Origin of the sequence: Paucibacter sp. PLA-PC-4 (genome assembly GCF_026241155.1) — a bacterium.
Taxonomy (GTDB): Bacteria; Pseudomonadota; Gammaproteobacteria; order Burkholderiales; family Burkholderiaceae_C; genus Roseateles_E.
Map to the genome: position 1 here is coordinate 232,381 of NZ_JAPFGP010000002.1, position 17,481 is coordinate 249,861.

At 64.7% G+C, this 17,481-nt stretch carries 14 protein-coding genes; 11 read left to right on the forward strand and 3 right to left on the reverse strand.

Annotation, left to right across the window (positions count from 1 at the left end; all coding sequences use genetic code 11):
- The first annotated feature begins 42 nt into the window (after positions 1-42).
- The 5 genes from OOZ63_RS04010 (at position 43) to OOZ63_RS04030 (ending at position 5,165) form a co-directional block, all read left to right on the forward strand.
- Entirely contained in the window at positions 43-1,263 is a 1,221-nt protein-coding gene (locus tag OOZ63_RS04010) for a branched-chain amino acid ABC transporter substrate-binding protein (protein ID WP_266004291.1), read from the forward strand.
- 153 nt (positions 1,264-1,416) lie between these two features.
- A complete protein-coding gene (locus tag OOZ63_RS04015; protein WP_416234691.1) occupies positions 1,417-2,367 on the forward strand; it encodes a branched-chain amino acid ABC transporter permease in 951 nt (316 codons plus the stop codon).
- A 1-nt stretch (position 2,368) separates the two neighbouring features.
- On the forward strand, positions 2,369-3,679 hold the full coding sequence (locus tag OOZ63_RS04020; RefSeq protein ID WP_266004043.1) for a branched-chain amino acid ABC transporter permease: 1,311 nt from the start codon (positions 2,369-2,371) through the stop codon (positions 3,677-3,679).
- Entirely contained in the window at positions 3,676-4,464 is a 789-nt protein-coding gene (locus tag OOZ63_RS04025) for an ABC transporter ATP-binding protein (RefSeq protein WP_266004044.1), read from the forward strand. Before OOZ63_RS04020 ends, OOZ63_RS04025 begins: the two co-directional genes overlap by 4 nt.
- On the forward strand, positions 4,461-5,165 hold the full coding sequence (locus tag OOZ63_RS04030; protein ID WP_266004045.1) for an ABC transporter ATP-binding protein: 705 nt from the start codon (positions 4,461-4,463) through the stop codon (positions 5,163-5,165). The genes OOZ63_RS04025 and OOZ63_RS04030 overlap by 4 nt, the downstream gene beginning before the upstream one ends.
- Before the next feature lie 42 nt (positions 5,166-5,207).
- Here OOZ63_RS04030 and OOZ63_RS04035 read toward each other — a convergent pair whose 3' ends face one another.
- On the reverse strand, positions 5,208-5,765 hold the full coding sequence (locus tag OOZ63_RS04035) for a GNAT family N-acetyltransferase (RefSeq protein WP_266004046.1): 558 nt from the start codon (positions 5,763-5,765) through the stop codon (positions 5,208-5,210).
- Between the two features lie 200 nt (positions 5,766-5,965).
- On the opposite strand from OOZ63_RS04035, the gene OOZ63_RS04040 reads away from it, so the two are divergent.
- Positions 5,966-7,570 (forward strand): TonB family protein, encoded by a 1,605-nt coding sequence (locus tag OOZ63_RS04040; protein WP_266004047.1) that lies wholly within the window; start codon positions 5,966-5,968, stop codon positions 7,568-7,570.
- Positions 7,571-7,598: 28 nt separating this feature from the next.
- On the opposite strand, the gene OOZ63_RS04045 is transcribed toward OOZ63_RS04040, so the two are convergent.
- Positions 7,599-10,061, reverse strand: a complete 2,463-nt coding sequence (locus OOZ63_RS04045) for a PAS domain S-box protein (protein ID WP_266004048.1) — start codon at positions 10,059-10,061, stop codon at positions 7,599-7,601.
- 184 nt (positions 10,062-10,245) lie between these two features.
- Positions 10,246-10,659 carry a hypothetical protein gene (locus tag OOZ63_RS04050; protein ID WP_266004049.1) on the reverse strand — a complete coding sequence of 138 codons (414 nt, stop codon included), beginning with the start codon at positions 10,657-10,659 and terminating at the stop codon, positions 10,246-10,248.
- A gap of 283 nt (positions 10,660-10,942) precedes the next feature.
- On the opposite strand from OOZ63_RS04050, the gene OOZ63_RS04055 reads away from it, so the two are divergent.
- The 5 genes from OOZ63_RS04055 to OOZ63_RS04075 are packed head-to-tail and all read left to right on the forward strand — an operon-like array spanning position 10,943 to position 17,359.
- Entirely contained in the window at positions 10,943-13,036 is a 2,094-nt protein-coding gene (locus OOZ63_RS04055; protein ID WP_266004050.1) for a 3-hydroxyacyl-CoA dehydrogenase NAD-binding domain-containing protein, read from the forward strand.
- A 25-nt stretch (positions 13,037-13,061) separates the two neighbouring features.
- Positions 13,062-14,237, forward strand: a complete 1,176-nt coding sequence (locus tag OOZ63_RS04060) for an acetyl-CoA C-acyltransferase (RefSeq protein WP_266004051.1) — start codon at positions 13,062-13,064, stop codon at positions 14,235-14,237.
- A gap of 25 nt (positions 14,238-14,262) precedes the next feature.
- On the forward strand, positions 14,263-16,065 hold the full coding sequence (locus tag OOZ63_RS04065) for an acyl-CoA dehydrogenase (RefSeq protein WP_266004052.1): 1,803 nt from the start codon (positions 14,263-14,265) through the stop codon (positions 16,063-16,065).
- Positions 16,066-16,096: 31 nt separating this feature from the next.
- Positions 16,097-16,888 carry an SDR family oxidoreductase gene (locus OOZ63_RS04070; RefSeq protein ID WP_266004053.1) on the forward strand — a complete coding sequence of 264 codons (792 nt, stop codon included), beginning with the start codon at positions 16,097-16,099 and terminating at the stop codon, positions 16,886-16,888.
- Positions 16,889-16,894: 6 nt separating this feature from the next.
- A complete protein-coding gene (locus OOZ63_RS04075; protein WP_266004054.1) occupies positions 16,895-17,359 on the forward strand; it encodes a PaaI family thioesterase in 465 nt (154 codons plus the stop codon).
- The last annotated feature ends 122 nt before the right edge of the window (positions 17,360-17,481 follow it).

A 17,481-nucleotide genomic window follows, 5' to 3' on the forward strand; every position in this document is an offset into this window, starting at 1 on the left:
CAAACCACAAAGGAGACAACGATGTACAGCAGCAAGCACGTCATGAAGTTCACCGCAGCGGCCGCACTGGTGCTAGCCGGCTCCGCAGCGCTCGCTCAGAAGGGCGAGACGGTCAAGATTGCCTGGATCGATCCCTTGTCCGGCCTGATGGCGCCGGTGGGGCAAAACCAGGTGAAGAGCTTCCAGTTCTTCGCCGAGAAGTTCAACGCCAGCAATCCGGCCGGCGTCAAGTTCGAGATCATTGCGATCGACAACAAGCTGAGCCCGGCAGAGTCGCTGAATGCGCTGAAGTCAGCCATCGACCAGGGCGTGCGCTATGTCACCCAGGGCAATGGCTCCGGTGCGGCGCTGGCCATCATCGATGCGGTCAACAAGCATAACGAGCGCAATCCCGGCAAGGAGGTGCTGTACCTGAACCACTCGGCCGTCGATCCCGACCTAACCAATAGCAAGTGCAGCTACTGGCATTTCCGCACCGACGCCGACACCTCGATGAAGATGGAGGCGATGACGACCTTCATGAAGGATCAGCCCGACATCAAGAGCGTCTTCCTGCTAAACCAGAACTATGCCCACGGCCACCAGGTGGCGCGCTATGCCAAGGAAATGCTGGCTCGCAAGCGCCCCGACGTCAAGATCGCCGGCGAGGACCTGCATCCGCTGGCTGCGGTGCGCGACTTCGCGCCCTATGTGGCCAAGATCAAGGCCAGCGGCGCAGATACCGTGATCACCGGCAACTGGGGCTCGGACCTGGCACTGCTGGTCAAGGCAGCCAACGAGGCCGGCTACAACGGCAAGTTCTTCACCTACTACGCTGGCGTCACCGGCACGCCCACAGCCTTGGGCACAGGCTCGGCCGGCCGCGTCTACCAGATCTCCTACAACCACTACAACATGGGCGGTCAGATGTCCAAGTGGCAAAAGGAGTTCCAGGATAAGTTCAACTCGGACTTCTATACCGGCAGCGTGATCCACATCTACACATTGCTGGGCGAGGCCTTCGCCAAGGCCAAGAGCACCGATCCGGTCAAGGTGGCTGCGGTGCTAGAGGGCATGAAGACCAAGAGCTTTAACGGAGAGGTCGAAATGCGCAAGACCGACCACCAGCTGCAGCAGACCCTGTATCTGTCGGTCTGGCAGAAGACCGACGCGAAGAACACTTACAGCCCCGAGAAGACCGGCATGACCTTTGTGCCGGTGCGTACGTTCGAGCCCTATGTTTCGAGCACGCCGACCTCCTGCGAGATGAAGCGACCTTCCTGAGTAGGCGTGGCGCCTGAGGCGCCGATCCTGGCGGGGCCATCCTTGGGGTGGCCCTGTTCCTGAGATGCCTGAGATGCCCTGCATTCGCGAGATCCTGTGGACCAATTCCTGATCAATCTTCTGAACGGCCTGTCCTCCGGGCTGCTGCTGTTCATGCTCAGCTCCGGCCTGACGCTGATCTTCAGCATGATGGGCGTGCTGAACTTTGCCCACGCCAGCTTTTATATGCTGGGTGCCTATATCGCCTACACCCTGGTTGGCCTGCTGGGCTTCTGGCCGGCCCTGCTGCTCGCGCCGCTGCTTGTGGGCCTGATCGGCGCGGGCTTCGAGCGCATGGCGCTGCGCCGGGTGCACAAGTTCGGCCATGTACCCGAGCTCTTGATCACCTTCGGCCTGTCCTATCTGATCTTGGAGCTGGTGCAGTTGATTTGGGGCCGCACGGCCGTGCCGTTCTCGCCGCCGCCCGAATTGCAGGGCCCGGCCTTCACCTTCATACAAAACCCTGCCAGCGGCCTGAGCCTCGCGCTCGGCGAGGCCGGCGCGGGCGTATGCAGCGCGGCCGGCGTGATTTGCTCCAAGTTTCCGCTGACCCGCGCCTTCATGATGCTGGTCGCGCTGGCGATGCTCGTGGCGCTGTGGCTGCTGCTGACCCGCACCCGCATCGGCCTGGTGATCCAGGCTGCGCTGAAGCATCCCGAGATGGTCGAGGCGCTGGGCCACAACGTGCCGCGCGTCTTCATGCTGGTGTTCGGCAGCGGCTGCGCGCTGGCGGCGCTGGCCGGCGTGATCGGCGGCATCACCTTCGTTACTGAGCCTTCGATGGCCGTTATCGTCGGCTCCATCATCTTCGTGGTCGTCGTGGTCGGCGGGGTTGGCTCGCTGGCGGGGGCCTTTGTCGGCTCCATCCTGATAGGCCTGCTGCAGACCCTGCCGCTTACCGTCGATGGCTCGCTGGCCACCCTGTTCAAGCTGGGCCCCGACACCTGGGGCTACCCGGTGCTGAAACTGAGCCTGGCCCAGGTGGCGCCCATCCTGCCCTACCTGCTGATGGTGCTGATCCTGATCTTCCGCCCCAAGGGCTTGATGGGCACGCGAGACGAATGAGATGAGCACACGCACACGCGCCTCCGGCCCCCACTACCACTTCAAGCCCTACAACGTCGGCCGCTGGATCATCTGGGGTCTCTATGCCCTGGTCCTGCTGGTGTCGCCGCTGATCTGGACCTCGGGCCTTTCCCACACCATGCTGTCGCAGATGGGCATCGGCATCATTGCCTGCTTGGCCTACAACCTGCTGCTGGGCCAGGGCGGCATGCTGAGCTTCGGCCATGCGGTCTACAGCGGCCTGGGTTCCTTTCTGGCCATCCACACGCTGAACCAAGTCTCGGCCGGCGCCTGGACCCTGCCGGTCAGCCTGATCCCGCTGGTCGGCGGCCTGGCGGGCCTGTTCTTCGCGGCGCTGTTCGGTTATGTCTCGACCAAGAAGTCGGGCACGCCTTTCGCGATGATCACGCTGGGCCTGGGAGAGCTGATCTGGTCGATGTCGCTGATGCTGCCCGAGTTTTTTGGCGGTGAGGGCGGCATCAGCGGCAACCGCGTGGTCGGCAAGCCGGTGATGGGCATCACGTTCGGGCCGCAGATCCAGGTCTACTACTTGATCGCGATCTACTGCTTTGTCTGCACCGCGGCGCTGTTTGCGCTGACCCGCACGCCGCTGGGCCGCATGCTCAATGCCGTTCGCGATAACCCCGAGCGGGTCGAGTTCATCGGCTATGACACCCAGTGGGTGCGCTTTCTGGCCTTCATGATCTCGGGCTTCTTCGCTGGCATTGCCGGTGGCCTGGGCGCGATCAATTTCGAGATTGTCACGGCCGAGGTGGTGGGCGCGCTGCGCTCGGGCGCCTATTTGCTGTTCACCTTTCTGGGCGGTGCCACGTTCTTCTTCGGCCCCATCATCGGCGCGGTGCTGATGGTGCTGGCAGGGGTGCTGCTGTCGGAGCTGACGTCGGCCTGGCTGCTCTATCTGGGCCTGATCTTTCTGTTCATGGTGATGTATGCGCCGGGCGGCTTTGCGGCGCTGATCATGATGAACCTACGCGTCGCAGCCTTCGGCAAGCTGGGTCGGCTCTGGACGTCCTATCTGGCCCTGGGTGGCACCGCGCTGGCGATGCTGATCGGCGCTGCGGCGATGGTGGAGATGCTGTACCACTGGCAGCTCAATGCCGCGCTGGGCCCGGAGCTGAGCTTTATGGGCGTGAGCCTGAACAGCGAACGCATCGACGCCTGGTTCGGCGCCTCGATGCTGCTGCTGGTGGGCCTGGGCCTGTTCGAGCTGTCGCGCCGGCAGTTCAAGCGTGAGTGGGACCAGACCCAGGAAGAGATCGAGAAAGAGATCAAACGCCGGGAGACCCTGTGAGCAAGAGCGAATTCGCGTTGGAGCTGCTGGATGTGCACAAGCGCTTTGGCAAGAGCGAGATCATCCGTGGCGCGCAGCTGCAGGTGCGGCCTGGCGAGCGCATCGCCATCATCGGCCCGAACGGCGCCGGCAAGAGCACGCTGTTCAACCTGATCAGCGGCCGCTTCGCGCCCAGCAGCGGCGAGATTCGGCTGAACGGCGCGCGCATCGATGGCCGCAAGCCCTATCAGATCAGCCGCCTTGGTCTGTCGCGAAGCTTCCAGGTGTCCAATCTTTTCACGCGACTGTCGGTGTTCGAGAACATCCGCTGCGCGGTGCTTTGGAGCATGGGCTATCGCTATGCCTTCTGGAAATTCCTGGCTGACCTGGACGATGCCAATGACCGCGCCGACCAGGTGTTGGAGATGATCAAGCTGGACAAAAAGCGTGATGTGCTGGCTACCAATCTGACCTATGCCGAGGCGCGCGCGCTGGAGATCGGCATCACGATCGCTGGCGGCGCCGAGGTCGTGCTGCTCGACGAACCGACCGCGGGCATGAGCAAGAGCGAGACCAAGCGTTTCATCCAGCTGATCCGCGAGGTCACCGAGGGCAAGACGCTGCTAACCGTGGAACACGATATGGGCGTGGTGTTCGGCCTGGCCGACAAGATCGCAGTGCTGGTTTATGGCGAGGTGATCGCCTTCGACACGCCCGAGGCGGTGCGTGCCAACGCCCGAGTGCAGGAGGCCTATCTGGGCTCGGTTTTGGCCGAGCAGCAGGCCGCTGCGGGAGTGCCGGCATGACGCGCGCGCTCAAACTCGACAACGTTCACGCCTTCTACGGCAAGAGCCATGTGCTTCACGGCGTCAGCATGGAGGTGCGCCCAGGGGAGATCGTCAGCCTGCTGGGCCGCAACGGCTCGGGCCGCTCCACCACGGTCAAGACCATCATGGGCCAGGTCGACGGCAGCGGCTCGGTCCAGTTTGGCGGCAACGAGTTGCTGGGCAAGAAGGCCTACGAGATCGCCCATCAAGGCATCGGCTATGTGCCCGAGAACCGCGACATCTTCCCCAAGCTGACCGTGCACCAGAACCTGCTGCTCGGTCAGAAGAGCGGCGCGAAGGAGCCGCGCTGGGGCTTCGATGATATGTATGGCATGTTTCCGCGCCTCAAGGAGCGTCAGCACACTGAGGCCGGGGTGCTCTCTGGCGGCGAGCAGCAGATGCTGACACTGTGCCGTACGCTGATGGGCGACCCCGACCTGATCATGATTGACGAGCCCACCGAGGGCCTGGCGCCCAAGATCGTTGAACTGGTGGCCGAGTACCTGAAGGAACTCAAGCGCCGGGGCATCGCGGTTTTGCTGGTCGAGCAGAAGCTGGCCATCGCAATGGAAATCTCCGAGCGCTGCTATGTGATGGGCCACGGGCGTATCGTCTTCGAAGGCACGCCGGCGGATCTGCGCGGGAATGCCTACATCCGCAAGGAGTGGCTGGAGGTGTGAGGAGCGGCGGTCGTACAGAGCTTGGCGGCCATCCGGCAGTAATTAAGCGTCAGGAGAAGGCTTCAGCCGCAGGGACATCGAGTTGGAGTCAACAGAGCGCTGGTCAAAGCGAAAGAGATCGGACGTGCTGCCTGTTTGGACGAAACCGGCTTTCTCGTAGAGCCTGACTGCCGGGGCATTCGATGAGATCACCTGCAGGTCGATCCAGTCAATCCACCCCCGCCCAATGGCCCATTTTGTGGCAGTCTCCAACAGCTGCCGGCCCAGACCTGCTCCCCTGTGATGGCGGTCAACTCCCATGCCCAGCAGACAGCGATGCCGTGTGTAAGGCAAGGGGGTGTCGCGCAGATCTACATGTCCGACTACCGCTCCCGCATTGTTCATCGCCACCCAGGCGCGACGCCACCCAGGGCCGTCGGTACTCGCGCACAAGGCGGAACTGAAGCGTTCAGCACGGTCTACGTCAAAGCGGCAGTCCGCAGCCGCCAGCGGTTGGAACAAAGAGGTGTTCCCGATCCCGTTGTCGCGAAGGTGATCATCCATGTAGGCGGCGAATGCAGGGAATAGATCGGCTTGCAGCACGACGATGTCATAGGCCATCGTGCAAGTGTGCCATCGGACATCGGTGAGGCGTTGTCACTGTCAGGCCCTGGGGAAAGACCTGACCTCACCAATCCGCCAATCGCATGCGCTTTGGATAAGACAATAGGGCGGATGCAGACCCCGAACGCCTCCGAGTTGCTTTGTCACCGCCAAGGTCGCCGGGCCATGCCGCCTGGTGCCACTGGCTGCGCCGGCGCATGAGGGCTCAACGCAGGCGCCAGGTGACGGCGCTGGCGCTCTCCCTGCTAATCCATGCGCTCCTACTGAGCCTGAGCTTCGGCGCCGACGGGCCTGGGTTTCCGGGACTGGTGTTCCCCTGGCAGGAGCGACGCGCCGAGGCGCCGGAGTTGCGCGTCGTGCTGACCCAGGCGCCGCAGGCGCCAGCGCTAGCGCCGGTGGCCGCTGCTGCACTGAGCGAAGCCGCCGAGCCGCCTGCGGCCGCCGAGCCCGCCGCAGCTCCTGAACCGGCGCCGGCCGAGCTGCCCCCGCAGCAGGCGGTGGCGGCGATGGCGAGCTTGTCGATGATGGCGCCTGATGCGATGGTGGCCGAACTGCTGGTGGCCGATCCCAGCCCCGATGAGTCTGCCGCCGCCGCCGAGCCGGTGCCGCCGACTCTTCTGGCTCCGCCCGACGTGATCCGCGCGCTGCGGCCTGATCACACCTCCTGGGCCTTACCCGCCGTGCCGGCGACACTGCCGCTGCTGCCAGCCATCGCGGTGGCACCCAGTGCCTCCAGCCCACAGACGCGCGAGCTGCGTGCGGCCGCCACGATGGCGGCGCCGGTGCCGGTCAAGGCCATGGCCGGAACGAGCGCGCCGGAGCTGGCCGTGCTCGATCGCGTCGGGGGGAGGGCGGCCCAGGAACTGGAGGCCGGGCTGGAAGCGGCGCGGCAGCACGCAATGCGGGCGGAGGCCTTGCGCCAGGAGGCCATCCGTCAGGCCGTCGCGCGCCAACGAGAAGAGTCGGCGCGCTTGGAGACTGAACGCCTGCAGGCGCTCGAGGCGCAAGCATTGGCGCGGCGGGTGGCTGCTGAGAAGCAACGGGACGAGGTCGCCAGACAACAGGCAGCGCGCCAGGAAGAGGCGCGCCAGGAAGAGGCGCGGCAGGAAGAGGCGCGGCAGGAAGAGGCGCGTCAGGAAGAGGCGCGTCAGGAGGCTGCGCGTCAGCAGGCTGTGCGTCAGGAAGAGGCCGCTCGCCTCGAGGCCCAACGCCAGGCGGCGGCACGGCAGGCTGCGGCTCTGAAAGTGGCTGAGCAGGTGGCGGGCCAGGAGATGGCCCGTCAGGACGCCGTGCGCGCCGAGGCCGCGCGGCTGGCGGCCGAGAAAGCCCAGGCCAAAGCTCAGGCCGAAGAACAGCGTGAAGAGCGGCTCAGGGCGATCGGCCGCCAGCTGGACGAGGAGGCCGCCCGGCGCGACGCCATCGCCGCGCGGCTGCCGCCCTCGGCCAGCAGCATCCGCCGGGGCCGCCTGTTCGGACGCAGCGATGCCAATGCGGAACTGGTGCTCTACGCCGAAGCCTGGAGTCGCAAGATAGAGCTGAACCAGACCTTCGAGCTGGTGCGCGAGGCGGCGAGGCAGCCGCACGCCGAGCCTCTGGTGACGGTGGCGATCCGCAGCGACGGTTCGGTCGAGTCGGTGAGCTTTGTACGCTCCAGCGGCGTGCCGGCGATCGATGCGGCCGTCAGGCGCATCGTCGAGAGTCAGGCCAATTACCCGGCCTTCCCGCCGGCCCTGGCGCGCGTGTTCGATGTGATCGAGATTCGCAGGACCTGGCGCTTCGATATGGCGGTGCGCTTGTATTGATCGCCGCTGACTGTGGCAGCAGGGGAGGCTACCGGGTCAACCAGCGGTCGACGACATGCAGAAAGTTGCCCAAATCCAGCGGCTTGGTCAGGTAGTCGTTGAAGCCAGCGGCGCGCCCGCGCTCGATGTCCTGGGGCATCGCGCTGGCACTCACGGCGACTACCGGGGTGGACTGAAGATCCGGGTCTGCGCGCAGCGCGGCAAGCACCGCGTAGCCGTCCATCTCGGGCATGTGGATGTCCAGCAATATCAGCGACGGTCGCTGCGCCGAGGCCAGCTCCAAGCCTCGAGCGGGACTGGCGGCCGTCAGCACCTGGATTTGGGGCCGCAGCGTCAGCAGCTGTACTAGCAAGCGCAGATTGACGGGGTTGTCATCGATGCAGAGCACGCTGTGGCAGGGCAGTGGCGCGACGGTCATTGCAGGTGCCGCAAGCGGCTGCGCTGTAGCCAATGTAGGCTGTGAGAGGCTTGGCAGCTCGAGCCAGAAGGTCGAGCCCTTGCCGAGCGTACTCTGCACGCCGACGGAGCCGCCCATCAGCTCAGTCAGCCGCCGTGTGATGGTCAGACCGATGCCGGTGCCTTCGATGCTGCCATGTTCGGCGCCCAGGCGGTTGAAGGGCTGGAACAATTGTTCGATTTGTTGCGCCGACAGTCCGCAGCCGGTATCGGTGATGCTGATGCGCCAGCGTTTGCCGCGGGCCGGCTCGGCGCTCAGACGTACGCTGCCGCCGTCCCGGTTGTACTTGATGGCGTTTGACAGCAGGTTCAGCAGTATCTGCTTGACGCGGGTGCGATCGGCATGCAGCTCGGCGTGGGGCGGCAACTGGGTGTGCAGCTCGATTTGGCGCGGTGCGGCCAGCGCTTGCATCAGCTGCATGCAGTCATCGACCACTGCGGCCAGCGCGACAGGCTCCAGCGCCAGTTGCAGATGGCCGGACTCGATCTTGGCCAGATCCAGCACTTCGTTGACCAGTTCCAGCAGATGCCTGCCTGCTCTCAGGATCTCCTGCACCTGATCAAGCTGCCTAGCTTGCAGCGAGCCGTCGTACTGGAGGATCTGGGCGAAGCCGAGGATGGCGTTCATCGGCGTGCGCAGCTCGTGGCTCATGCTCGACAGAAACTCGGACTTGGCCATGCTGGCGCGCTCGGCTATCTCCTTGGCGGCCGCGAGCTCCTCGCGCCGCGCGAGCTCCGGGCTGAAGTCATAGAAGATGTCGAAGGCGTACTGCACGCGGCCCACTTCGTCCTTGATGAAGCCGACGTGCTTGCTGGCGATGAAGCGGCTGCCATCCTTGCGCTGCAGCAGCAACTGGCCCGTCCAGCTGAGGCCGTTGCGCATCGCCACGCCGATCTCGGCACGAAAGGCGGCCAGGGCCTCGGGTGCCACCGTCAGCGAGAAGTGCTGGCCAATGATCTCCTCGTCGCGATAGCCCAGGCCGGCTTGGTGGGCCCGGTTCTGATAGACCGCATAGCCCTCGCCGTCGACGATGCTGATCATCTGGGTGCTGGCGTCGAACACCCGCCTGAACAGCGCCAGCCTTTCTTGCGCGGCTTTTCGTTCGGAGATATCGGTGAGGAAGGCGGTGAAGCTGCGGGCGGGGCCGCTGCCGAGCGGGCTTAGCACGATCTCGACGACGAACTCGCGGCCATCGCGGTGCAGTGCCGGCAGCTCGATGCGTCTGTGCATGACCCGCTGTACACCCGTGGCAAGATAGCGTGCCAGGCCCTGCCGATGGGCTTCGCGCATGCGCTCGGGGACGATGGTGGTGTCCAGCATCCGCCCGATGGCTTCCGGTGCGGTCCAGCCGAACAACTCGGCGGCGCGGCGATTCCAGTCGGTAATGCGGCCGCTGTCGTCCATGCCCACGACGGCATCGTGCGAGGCGTCGAGATTGGCCTGCAGCCGCATCCCTGTCTCGATCAGGCGGCGCAGGGCCAGATGCGATTGGTGGCCGACCACCATCAGCGCGATCAAGGCGCTGGCCAGCACCAGGGCGGCGAGCCGCTGGGCCGGCGCGTCGGCCAGGCCGGCAATGAGGCTGGTCGGCGCCAGCGTGCCGATCAGGAAGGCGAACATGCCCGCGCGCTGCCCGGCCATCGAATTCATCGCGACCGCGCTGACCCCCAACAGAATACCGACGAACAGCGCCAAGCTGTCCCCATCGGGCTGTGTTGCCATCGTCAGCACCGGCGCGACCGACCAGGCCAGCCCGGCCGCAGCCGATTGAAGCGCAAACAGCCCCTGCCAGCGCCGCAGATTTGACGGGCCCAGTACCGCACGACGATAGGCACGACATTCCAGATGCCCCCACAGTGAGCTCGCCAGCAAAGCCGCACAGCCCGCAAGCAACGTGTGGGTCGCAAGCACTGACCACAGCAGCAGTCCAATTGTCAGCGTGACGACCAGCGTCATCCCGACATTCATCGGCTTGCGGACATAGGCAGCATCGAGCAGGGCCAGATCCACATCGCTGGGTACGGTGCCATTCATCGCGGGCTTCATCGGTAGCGTTCATCCAGTCCGCGAGCGACGTGGGGGTCGCCCGTGCCTGAATCTACCCTGGCGGCACCGGTAACAGGCGGCGCGCGTGTGAGTAATTTGCACCGATGATGGCCGGGACATACCCGTAGGCCCTGCCCTCCCAGCTCGACGGCTTACGCTGCTGTTGCACTGCTTACCAGCGCCAGCCCTGTTGCCACAGCTGTCGCAACGCCAGCGCCTGCGCCTGCTGGCGCAGCAGGGCCGGGGCGAGACCGGGGCGGCCGGGCAAGGCGGGGCTGAGCCACAGCGGGCCGCCATCGCGCTGGGTGCGGGGCTTGCCGTGGCGCTCGGCGCGCAGCAGGGCCAGGCGCCAGGCCTGCTGCAGGCCACGTGCCCGGTTCTCGTCGGCCAGCAAGCCGAGCCAGTCTCCGGCAGCGATGCGATGGGCGGCGAGCAGAATGCTCTGAGCCAGGCCCGGGCCGCTGGAGAGTGTGCTCACGATCTGACCCTCAGGGTCTCGCAGCAGGTGTGTGGCGGGCTTGTTTAGGGGGCTCAGGCTCGGATGAGAGAGCGCGATCAGGCGATCAAAGCTTGCCAGTTCATGCATGACGAAAAAACTCCGCTGCCCATGGGTGTCACCGGCGTTTGCCGGTCCCGGGGCAGCGGAGCCGCAACGCTTTAGCCGCATTTGTAGTCCGCCCGCAAGTAGTTGGTAAATCGGCGGTGACGTCATCGTTGGACGGCGTCGAGCTTCATTGTAAGCACAGTGCCCGCATGCCGGGAAAGCACTTTGTCACGACAGGGACAGATCATGGCCATGGCTCATGCCTAGAATCGAACGACCGTTCTATTTGTACCCCAGCCCCGATCACCCCGAGCAAGAGGTCAGCATGACAGCTACTTATGAAGTCCGCGGCAATGTTGCCGTGATCACCTTGAGCAACCCCCCGGTCAACGGCCTGGGCTATGACACCCGCAAAGCCACCGCCGCCGGCATCGAGCGGGCCGAGAACGAGGCGGCCGTCCATGCCATCGTGATTACCGGGGCCGGCAAGGCCTTCTCCGGTGGTGCCGACATCAAGGAATTTGGCAGTCCTAAGGCGCTGGCCGAGCCAAATCTCTTGAGCCTGATCGCCGTGGTCGAGAACTGCAGCAAGCCGGTAGTGGCCGCGATCCACACGGTCTGTATGGGTGGCGGGCTGGAGTTGTCTCTGGGCTGTCATTACCGCGTCGCCTCGCCGGGCGCCAAGATCGCGCTGCCAGAAGTGAAGCTGGGCCTGCTGCCCGGGGCCGGCGGCACGCAGCGTCTGCCACGTGCGCTGGGTGTCGAGCCCGCGCTGAACATGATCGTCAGCGGCGAGCCAGTCGCCAGCGAGCTGCTGGCGCAGGTGCCGGGGCAGCAGCTGTTTCAGAAGATCATCGAGGGCGACTTGCTTGAAGGGGCGATCGCCTTTGCAAAAGAGGTTGCCGACAAGCGCCCTCTGCCCAAGGTGCGTGATCTGAAGGCCCGCCATACCGACCCCGAGGCCTACTTCCAGTTCGCCCGCAATATGGTCGGCGGCATGAGCAAGAATTTCCCGGCGCCGCTGCGTTGCCTGGAAGCGGTGGCGGCCTCGGTCAAGATGAAGTTCGATGACGGCATGAAGGCTGAGCGCGAGGGCTTTGCCGCGCTGATGTTGACGCCGGAATCCAAGGCCCTGCGCCATGCCTTTTTCGCTGAGCGCGCCGCCAGCAAGATCGGCGATGTGCCCGAGGACACGCCCACCCGCAAGCTCGAGAAGGTGGCCGTGATCGGCGCCGGCACGATGGGCGGCGGCATCTCGATGAACTTCCTGAATGCCGGCATTCCGGTCACCATCCTGGAGACCAAGCAGGAAGCCCTGGACCGCGGGGTCGCGACGATCAAGAAGAATTACGAAGCCCAGGTCAAAAAGGGCAAGCTGAAGGAAGACAAGTACCAGCAGCGCATGGCGTTGCTGAGCACCACCTTGAACTACGCCGACATCGGTAGCGCCGATCTGGTGATCGAGGCGGTGTTCGAGGAACTGTCGGTCAAGGAGGCGGTGTTCAAGCAGCTCGACGAGGTCATGAAGCCTGGCGCGATCCTGGCCTCGAACACTTCAACCTTGGACGTCAACAGAATAGCCAGTTTCACGAAGCGCCCTCAGGACGTCGTGGGCATGCACTTCTTCAGCCCGGCCAATGTGATGAAGCTGCTGGAGGTGGTGCGCGGCGCGGCCACGGCAAAGGATGTGCTGGCCACGGTGATGCAACTGGCCAAGAAGATCAAGAAGACGGCCGTGGTCTCGGGCGTCTGCGATGGCTTCATCGGCAATCGCATGATCGAGCAGTACAGCCGCCAGGCTGGCTTCCTGCTCGACGAGGGCTGCTCGCCGGCTCAGGTCGACAAGGCGGCCGAGAAGTTCGGCTTTGCGATGGGTCCGTTCCGCATGGGCGATCTGGCTGGCAACGATATCGGCTGGGCTATCCGCAAGCGTCGCTACCAGGAGAAGCCGCACCTGCGCTATTCCAAGAGCGCCGATCTGCTTTGCGAACTGGGCCGCTACGGCCAGAAGACGCAAGCCGGCTGGTACGACTACCAAACGGGCAAGCGCGACGCGATCCCGTCGCCGGTGGTAGCCGAGATGTTGGACAAGCACCGCGCGACTTTGGGTATCACGCCGCGCCAGATCAGCGACGAGGAGATCGTGCATCGCCTGGTGTTCGCGCTGGTCAACGAGGCCGCGCATCTGCTGGAAGAGGGCATTGCCCAACGAGCCTCGGATGTGGACATGGTCTATCTGACCGGCTACGGCTTCCCGCTGTGGCGCGGCGGCCCGATGTGCTACGCCGACACTGTTGGCCTGTTCAACGTCGTGCAGGCGATGAAGCGCTTTGCCAAGAACCCGCTCGATGACGCGAAGTTCTGGGAGCCGGCGCCGCTGCTGGCCCGTCTTGTGGCCGAAGGCAAGTCCTTCTCCTGAAACCCCTTTCTAGCGAGTTGCCATCATGAGTAAAGCAGTCATCGTCTCCACCGCACGCACGCCACTGGCCAAGAGCTGGAAAGGCGCCTTCAATATGACCCACGGCGCGACCCTGGGCGGCCATGCCGTCAAGGCCGCCGTCGAGCGCGCCGGCATCGAGGCCGGTGCCATCGAGGATGTGCTGATGGGCTGCGCCACGCCCGAGGGCGCGACCGGCGGCAATATCGCGCGCCAGATCGTGTTGCGCGCGGGTCTGCCGATCACGGTGTCGGGGGTCACTGTCAACCGTTTCTGTTCCTCGGGACTGCAGACCATTGCGATGGCCGCGCAGCGGGTGATCGCTGGCGAGGGCGATGTCTATGTGGCCGGCGGTGTCGAGAGCATCTCCTGCGTGCAGAACGAGGCGAATCGCCACATGTATGCCGATACCTGGCTGGTCAAGCACAAACCCGAGATCTACTGGAGCATGTTGCAGACCGCAGAGCAGGTGGCCAAACGCTATCAAATAGGTCGAGAACGCATGGACCAGTACGGTGCGGCCAGCCAGCAAAAGGCCTGTGCCGCCCAGGCCGCTGGCAAGTTCGCCGACGAGATGATCAGCGTTACGACGACCATGGGCGTGGCCGACAAGGTGATGGGCCTGATGAGCAAGGAGGTGACCATCTCGGCTGACGAAGGTCTGCGCGAAGGCACGACTTACGACGGCATCAAGGACCTGCGCTCGGCCCTGCCCGGCGGCCTGATCTCGGCTGGCAATGCCAGCCAATTTTCAGACGGCGCCGGGGCCTGCGTTGTGGTCAGCGAGCAGTACGCCGAGACCCATGGCCTGAAGCCGCTGGGGCGTTTCCTCGGCTTTGCGGTGGCTGGTTGCGAGCCTGACGAGATGGGCATCGGCCCGGTTTTCGCGGTGCCCAAGGTCTTGAAGAGGCTGGGCCTGACGGTTGCCGACATCGACCTGTGGGAGCTCAACGAGGCCTTCGCGGTGCAAGTGCTGTACTGCGCCGACACCTTGGGCATCCCGATGGACCGCCTCAATGTCAACGGCGGCGCGATCGCGGTGGGCCACCCCTATGGCGTCTCTGGCCAGCGCCTGACCGGCCATGCGCTGATCGAAGGCAAGCGCCGCGGCGCCAAGAAGGTCTGCGTGACCATGTGCATCGGCGGCGGCATGGGCGCAGCCGGTGTGTTCGAAGTGCTCTGAGCAAACCAAGACGGAGCCCGTACTCATGCGGCAGACCCTGGACTTTCTGCTCTACGACTGGCTCAAGGTCCAGGACTTGAGCGCGCGTCAGCGCTTTGCCGAGCACTCGCGCGAGACCTACGATGCGGTGCTCGACACCTGCGAGAAGATCGCCCGCGAGAAGTTTGCGCCCTTCAATCGCTTGGTCGACACGCAGGAGCCGCACTTCGATGGCGAACGCGTGCAGCTGCCCGCGAGCACCCATGCGGCGATGCAGGCGTATATCGAGTCCGGCATGTTGGCTGCCGCGCAGGACTACGAGCTCGGCGGCATGCAGCTGCCCTGCGTGATCGAGATGGCGGCCAATGCCTTCTTCAGCAAGGCCAGCGTCGCGATGGGCGGCTATGCGATGCTCACCAATGGCAATGCCAATTTGCTGATGGCGCATGGCACGGCCTTGCAGCGCGAGGTTTTCGCCAGGAGTGAGTTTGCCGGTCGCTGGTTCGGCACCATGTGCCTCTCCGAGACGCAGGCCGGCTCCTCGTTGTCCGATGTGGCGACGCGAGCCGAGCCCGATGGTGATGATCCGCTGGGTCCGCGCTACCGTCTCAAGGGCAACAAGATGTGGATATCGGCCGGCGAGCATGAGATCACCGAGAACATCATCCACCTGGTTTTGGCCAAGATCCCCGGTCCGGATGGCAAGATGACCCCCGGCACGCGCGGCATCTCGCTGTTCATCGTGCCGAAGCATCTGGTCAACGAGTTCGCCGAGCTGACCGGCGAGCGCAACGATGTGGCGCTGGCTGGCCTCAACCACAAGCTCGGCTATCGAGGCACGACGAACTGCCTGCTCAACTTCGGTGAGGGCCGCTACCAGCCGGGCGGCAAGTCCGGCGCGATAGGCTATCTCGTTGGTCAGCCCGGCGAGGGGCTGAAGTGCATGTTCCATATGATGAACGAGGCCCGCATTGGCGTGGGTCTGGGTGCGGTGATGCTGGGCTATGCCGGTTACGAGGCCAGCCTGGCATACGCACGCCAGCGGCCGCAGGGCCGCCCTGTGGGGCCGGCCGGCAAGGACGCCGCCTCGCCCCAACGACCCATCATCGAGCATGCGGATGTGAAGCGCATGCTGTTGGCGCAGAAGAGCTATGTCGAGGGTGGGCTGGCGCTTGAGCTGCTGTGCGCCCGCCTGGTGGATGAGCAACATACTGGCGATGCCGCCGTCGCGCAGCAGGCTCAGCAACTGCTGGAGGTGCTGATCCCGATTGCCAAGAGCTGGCCTAGCGAATGGTGTCTGGAAGCGAACTCGCTGGCTATTCAGGTGCTCGGCGGCTACGGCTACACACGCGATTTTCCGGTCGAGCAGTACTGGCGCGACAACCGCCTGAACATGATCCATGAGGGCACGCACGGCATCCAGGGCCTGGACCTCTTGGGCCGCAAGGTGGTGATGAATGGCGGCTCGGCGCTGCTGGTGCTGGCTGCGCGCATCAACCAAACGATTGAGCGTGCTCTGCAAGACCCGACTCTGGCCGAGCAGGCCAATGAGCTCGCGGCCGCGCTGGCCCGGCTGGGCCGCGCCACCAAGAATGCATGGGCCAGCGGCGTGCCCGAGGAAGCGTTGGCCAATGCCACGCCCTATCTGCAGGCCTTCGGCCATGTGGTGCTGGCCTGGCTGTGGCTGGACCTGAGCCTGTGCGCTGCCGGCCCCTCGGACTTTGCCCAGGGCAAGCGCGCCGCCGCGCGCTACTTCTACGCCTACGAGTTGCCCAAGATTGAAGCCTGGCTGGGCGTGGTAGGCAACCGCGAGGCCCTGTGCCGCGAGATGCGGGACGGCTGGTTCTGATTCAAGCGATACCCTGGTGGAGACACAAGCAATGACACAACGCATCCAAGAACTGTTCGACCTGAGCGGTCAGGTGGCCCTGGTGACCGGTGGCTCGCGCGGCCTGGGCCTGCAGATCGCCGAGAGCCTAGGCGAGGCCGGGGCCAAGATCGTGCTGAGCTCGCGCAAGGCGGCCGATCTGGAAGAGGCCGTGGCCCTGCTGCAGGACCGCGGCATTGACGCCCGCTGGATCGCCGCCGATGCGGCCGACGAGGCCCAGGCGCGCGGCATCGTCACGCAGACCATGGAGCGCCTCGGCCAGATCGACATCCTGGTCAACAATGCCGGCGCCAGTTGGGGCGCACCTGCGGAGGAGCATCCGGTCGAGGCCTGGGACAAGGTGATGAACCTGAACATCCGCAGCCTCTTCGTGATGAGCCAGGAGGCCGCCAAGCAGAGCATGATTGCGCGTCGGTACGGCCGCATCATTAATATCGCCTCGATTGCCGGCCTGTCGGGAAACTCTTCGGTAATGAAGACCATCGCGTACAACACCAGCAAGGGCGCGGCGGTCAATTTCACCCGTGCGCTGGCCGGCGAGTGGGGCCCTTACGGCATCACCGTCAATGCGATCGCGCCGGGCTTCTTCCCGAGCAAAATGACCAAGGGCCTGCTGGCCAGCATCGGCGAGGAGACGCTGGCCGCGCACGCCCCCTTGCGCCGCATCGGCGATGATGAAGACCTCAAGGGCGCCGCGCTCTTGTTCGCCTCGCGCGCCGGCAAGCACATCACCGGCCAGATCCTGGCAGTTGATGGCGGCGTCTCGGCCATTCACGGAACCTGATCGACGATGAGTAACAAGTCCCCGCCGCCGCTGAATTTTCCCGTTCACATTCCCTTTGTCGAGCAACTCGGGCTGGAACTGCACAGCATGGGAGAGGGCGAGGCCGAGCTGCGGGTTGATTTGAAGGAAGCCCATCTGAACTCCTGGGAGGTGGCCCATGGCGGCGTCATCATGACCCTGCTGGATGTGGCCATGGCCCATGCGGCGCGCAGCATTCATCGTGACCAGCCTGGCTTCGGCCCGGGCGTCGTCACCATTGAGATGAAGACTTCCTTCATGCGCCCTGGCGAGGGCGAGCTGCGGGCCCTCGGAAAACTGCTGCACCGCTCGACCACAATGGCCTTCTGCGAAGGCTCGGTGCTGGGCGAGGACGGTAAGCTCTGCGCCCATGCCACCGGCACCTTCAAGTACCTGAAGGCGCTGCCAGGGCGCGGGCGCAGCCTGAAGACCCTGCAGCGCAGCGAGGGCTGATCGGCCTTGCGATGCACGGCACGAGGCTCGTCGAATCGAACGACCGTTCTTTTTTGTCACCCATGAGACGCCCGAGGTCTGAGCGTCCGTGATTCAATCGGCGCTCTTGCATTCGAGGAGCC

Bases quoted from the DNA above. Each gene is read 5' to 3' on its own strand.
- OOZ63_RS04010 (WP_266004291.1), top strand. From the start codon at position 43: ATGAAGTTCACCGCAGCGGCCGCACTGGTGCTAGCCGGCTCCGCAGCG.
- OOZ63_RS04015 (WP_416234691.1), top strand. From the start codon at position 1,417: ATGCTCAGCTCCGGCCTGACGCTGATCTTCAGCATGATGGGCGTGCTG.
- OOZ63_RS04020 (WP_266004043.1), top strand. From the start codon at position 2,369: ATGAGCACACGCACACGCGCCTCCGGCCCCCACTACCACTTCAAGCCC.
- OOZ63_RS04030 (WP_266004045.1), top strand. From the start codon at position 4,461: ATGACGCGCGCGCTCAAACTCGACAACGTTCACGCCTTCTACGGCAAG.
- OOZ63_RS04035 (WP_266004046.1), bottom strand. From the start codon at position 5,765: ATGGCCTATGACATCGTCGTGCTGCAAGCCGATCTATTCCCTGCATTC.
- OOZ63_RS04040 (WP_266004047.1), top strand. From the start codon at position 5,966: ATGAGGGCTCAACGCAGGCGCCAGGTGACGGCGCTGGCGCTCTCCCTG.
- OOZ63_RS04045 (WP_266004048.1), bottom strand. From the start codon at position 10,061: ATGAATGGCACCGTACCCAGCGATGTGGATCTGGCCCTGCTCGATGCT.
- OOZ63_RS04050 (WP_266004049.1), bottom strand. From the start codon at position 10,659: ATGCATGAACTGGCAAGCTTTGATCGCCTGATCGCGCTCTCTCATCCG.
- OOZ63_RS04055 (WP_266004050.1), top strand. From the start codon at position 10,943: ATGACAGCTACTTATGAAGTCCGCGGCAATGTTGCCGTGATCACCTTG.
- OOZ63_RS04060 (WP_266004051.1), top strand. From the start codon at position 13,062: ATGAGTAAAGCAGTCATCGTCTCCACCGCACGCACGCCACTGGCCAAG.
- OOZ63_RS04065 (WP_266004052.1), top strand. From the start codon at position 14,263: ATGCGGCAGACCCTGGACTTTCTGCTCTACGACTGGCTCAAGGTCCAG.
- OOZ63_RS04070 (WP_266004053.1), top strand. From the start codon at position 16,097: ATGACACAACGCATCCAAGAACTGTTCGACCTGAGCGGTCAGGTGGCC.
- OOZ63_RS04075 (WP_266004054.1), top strand. From the start codon at position 16,895: ATGAGTAACAAGTCCCCGCCGCCGCTGAATTTTCCCGTTCACATTCCC.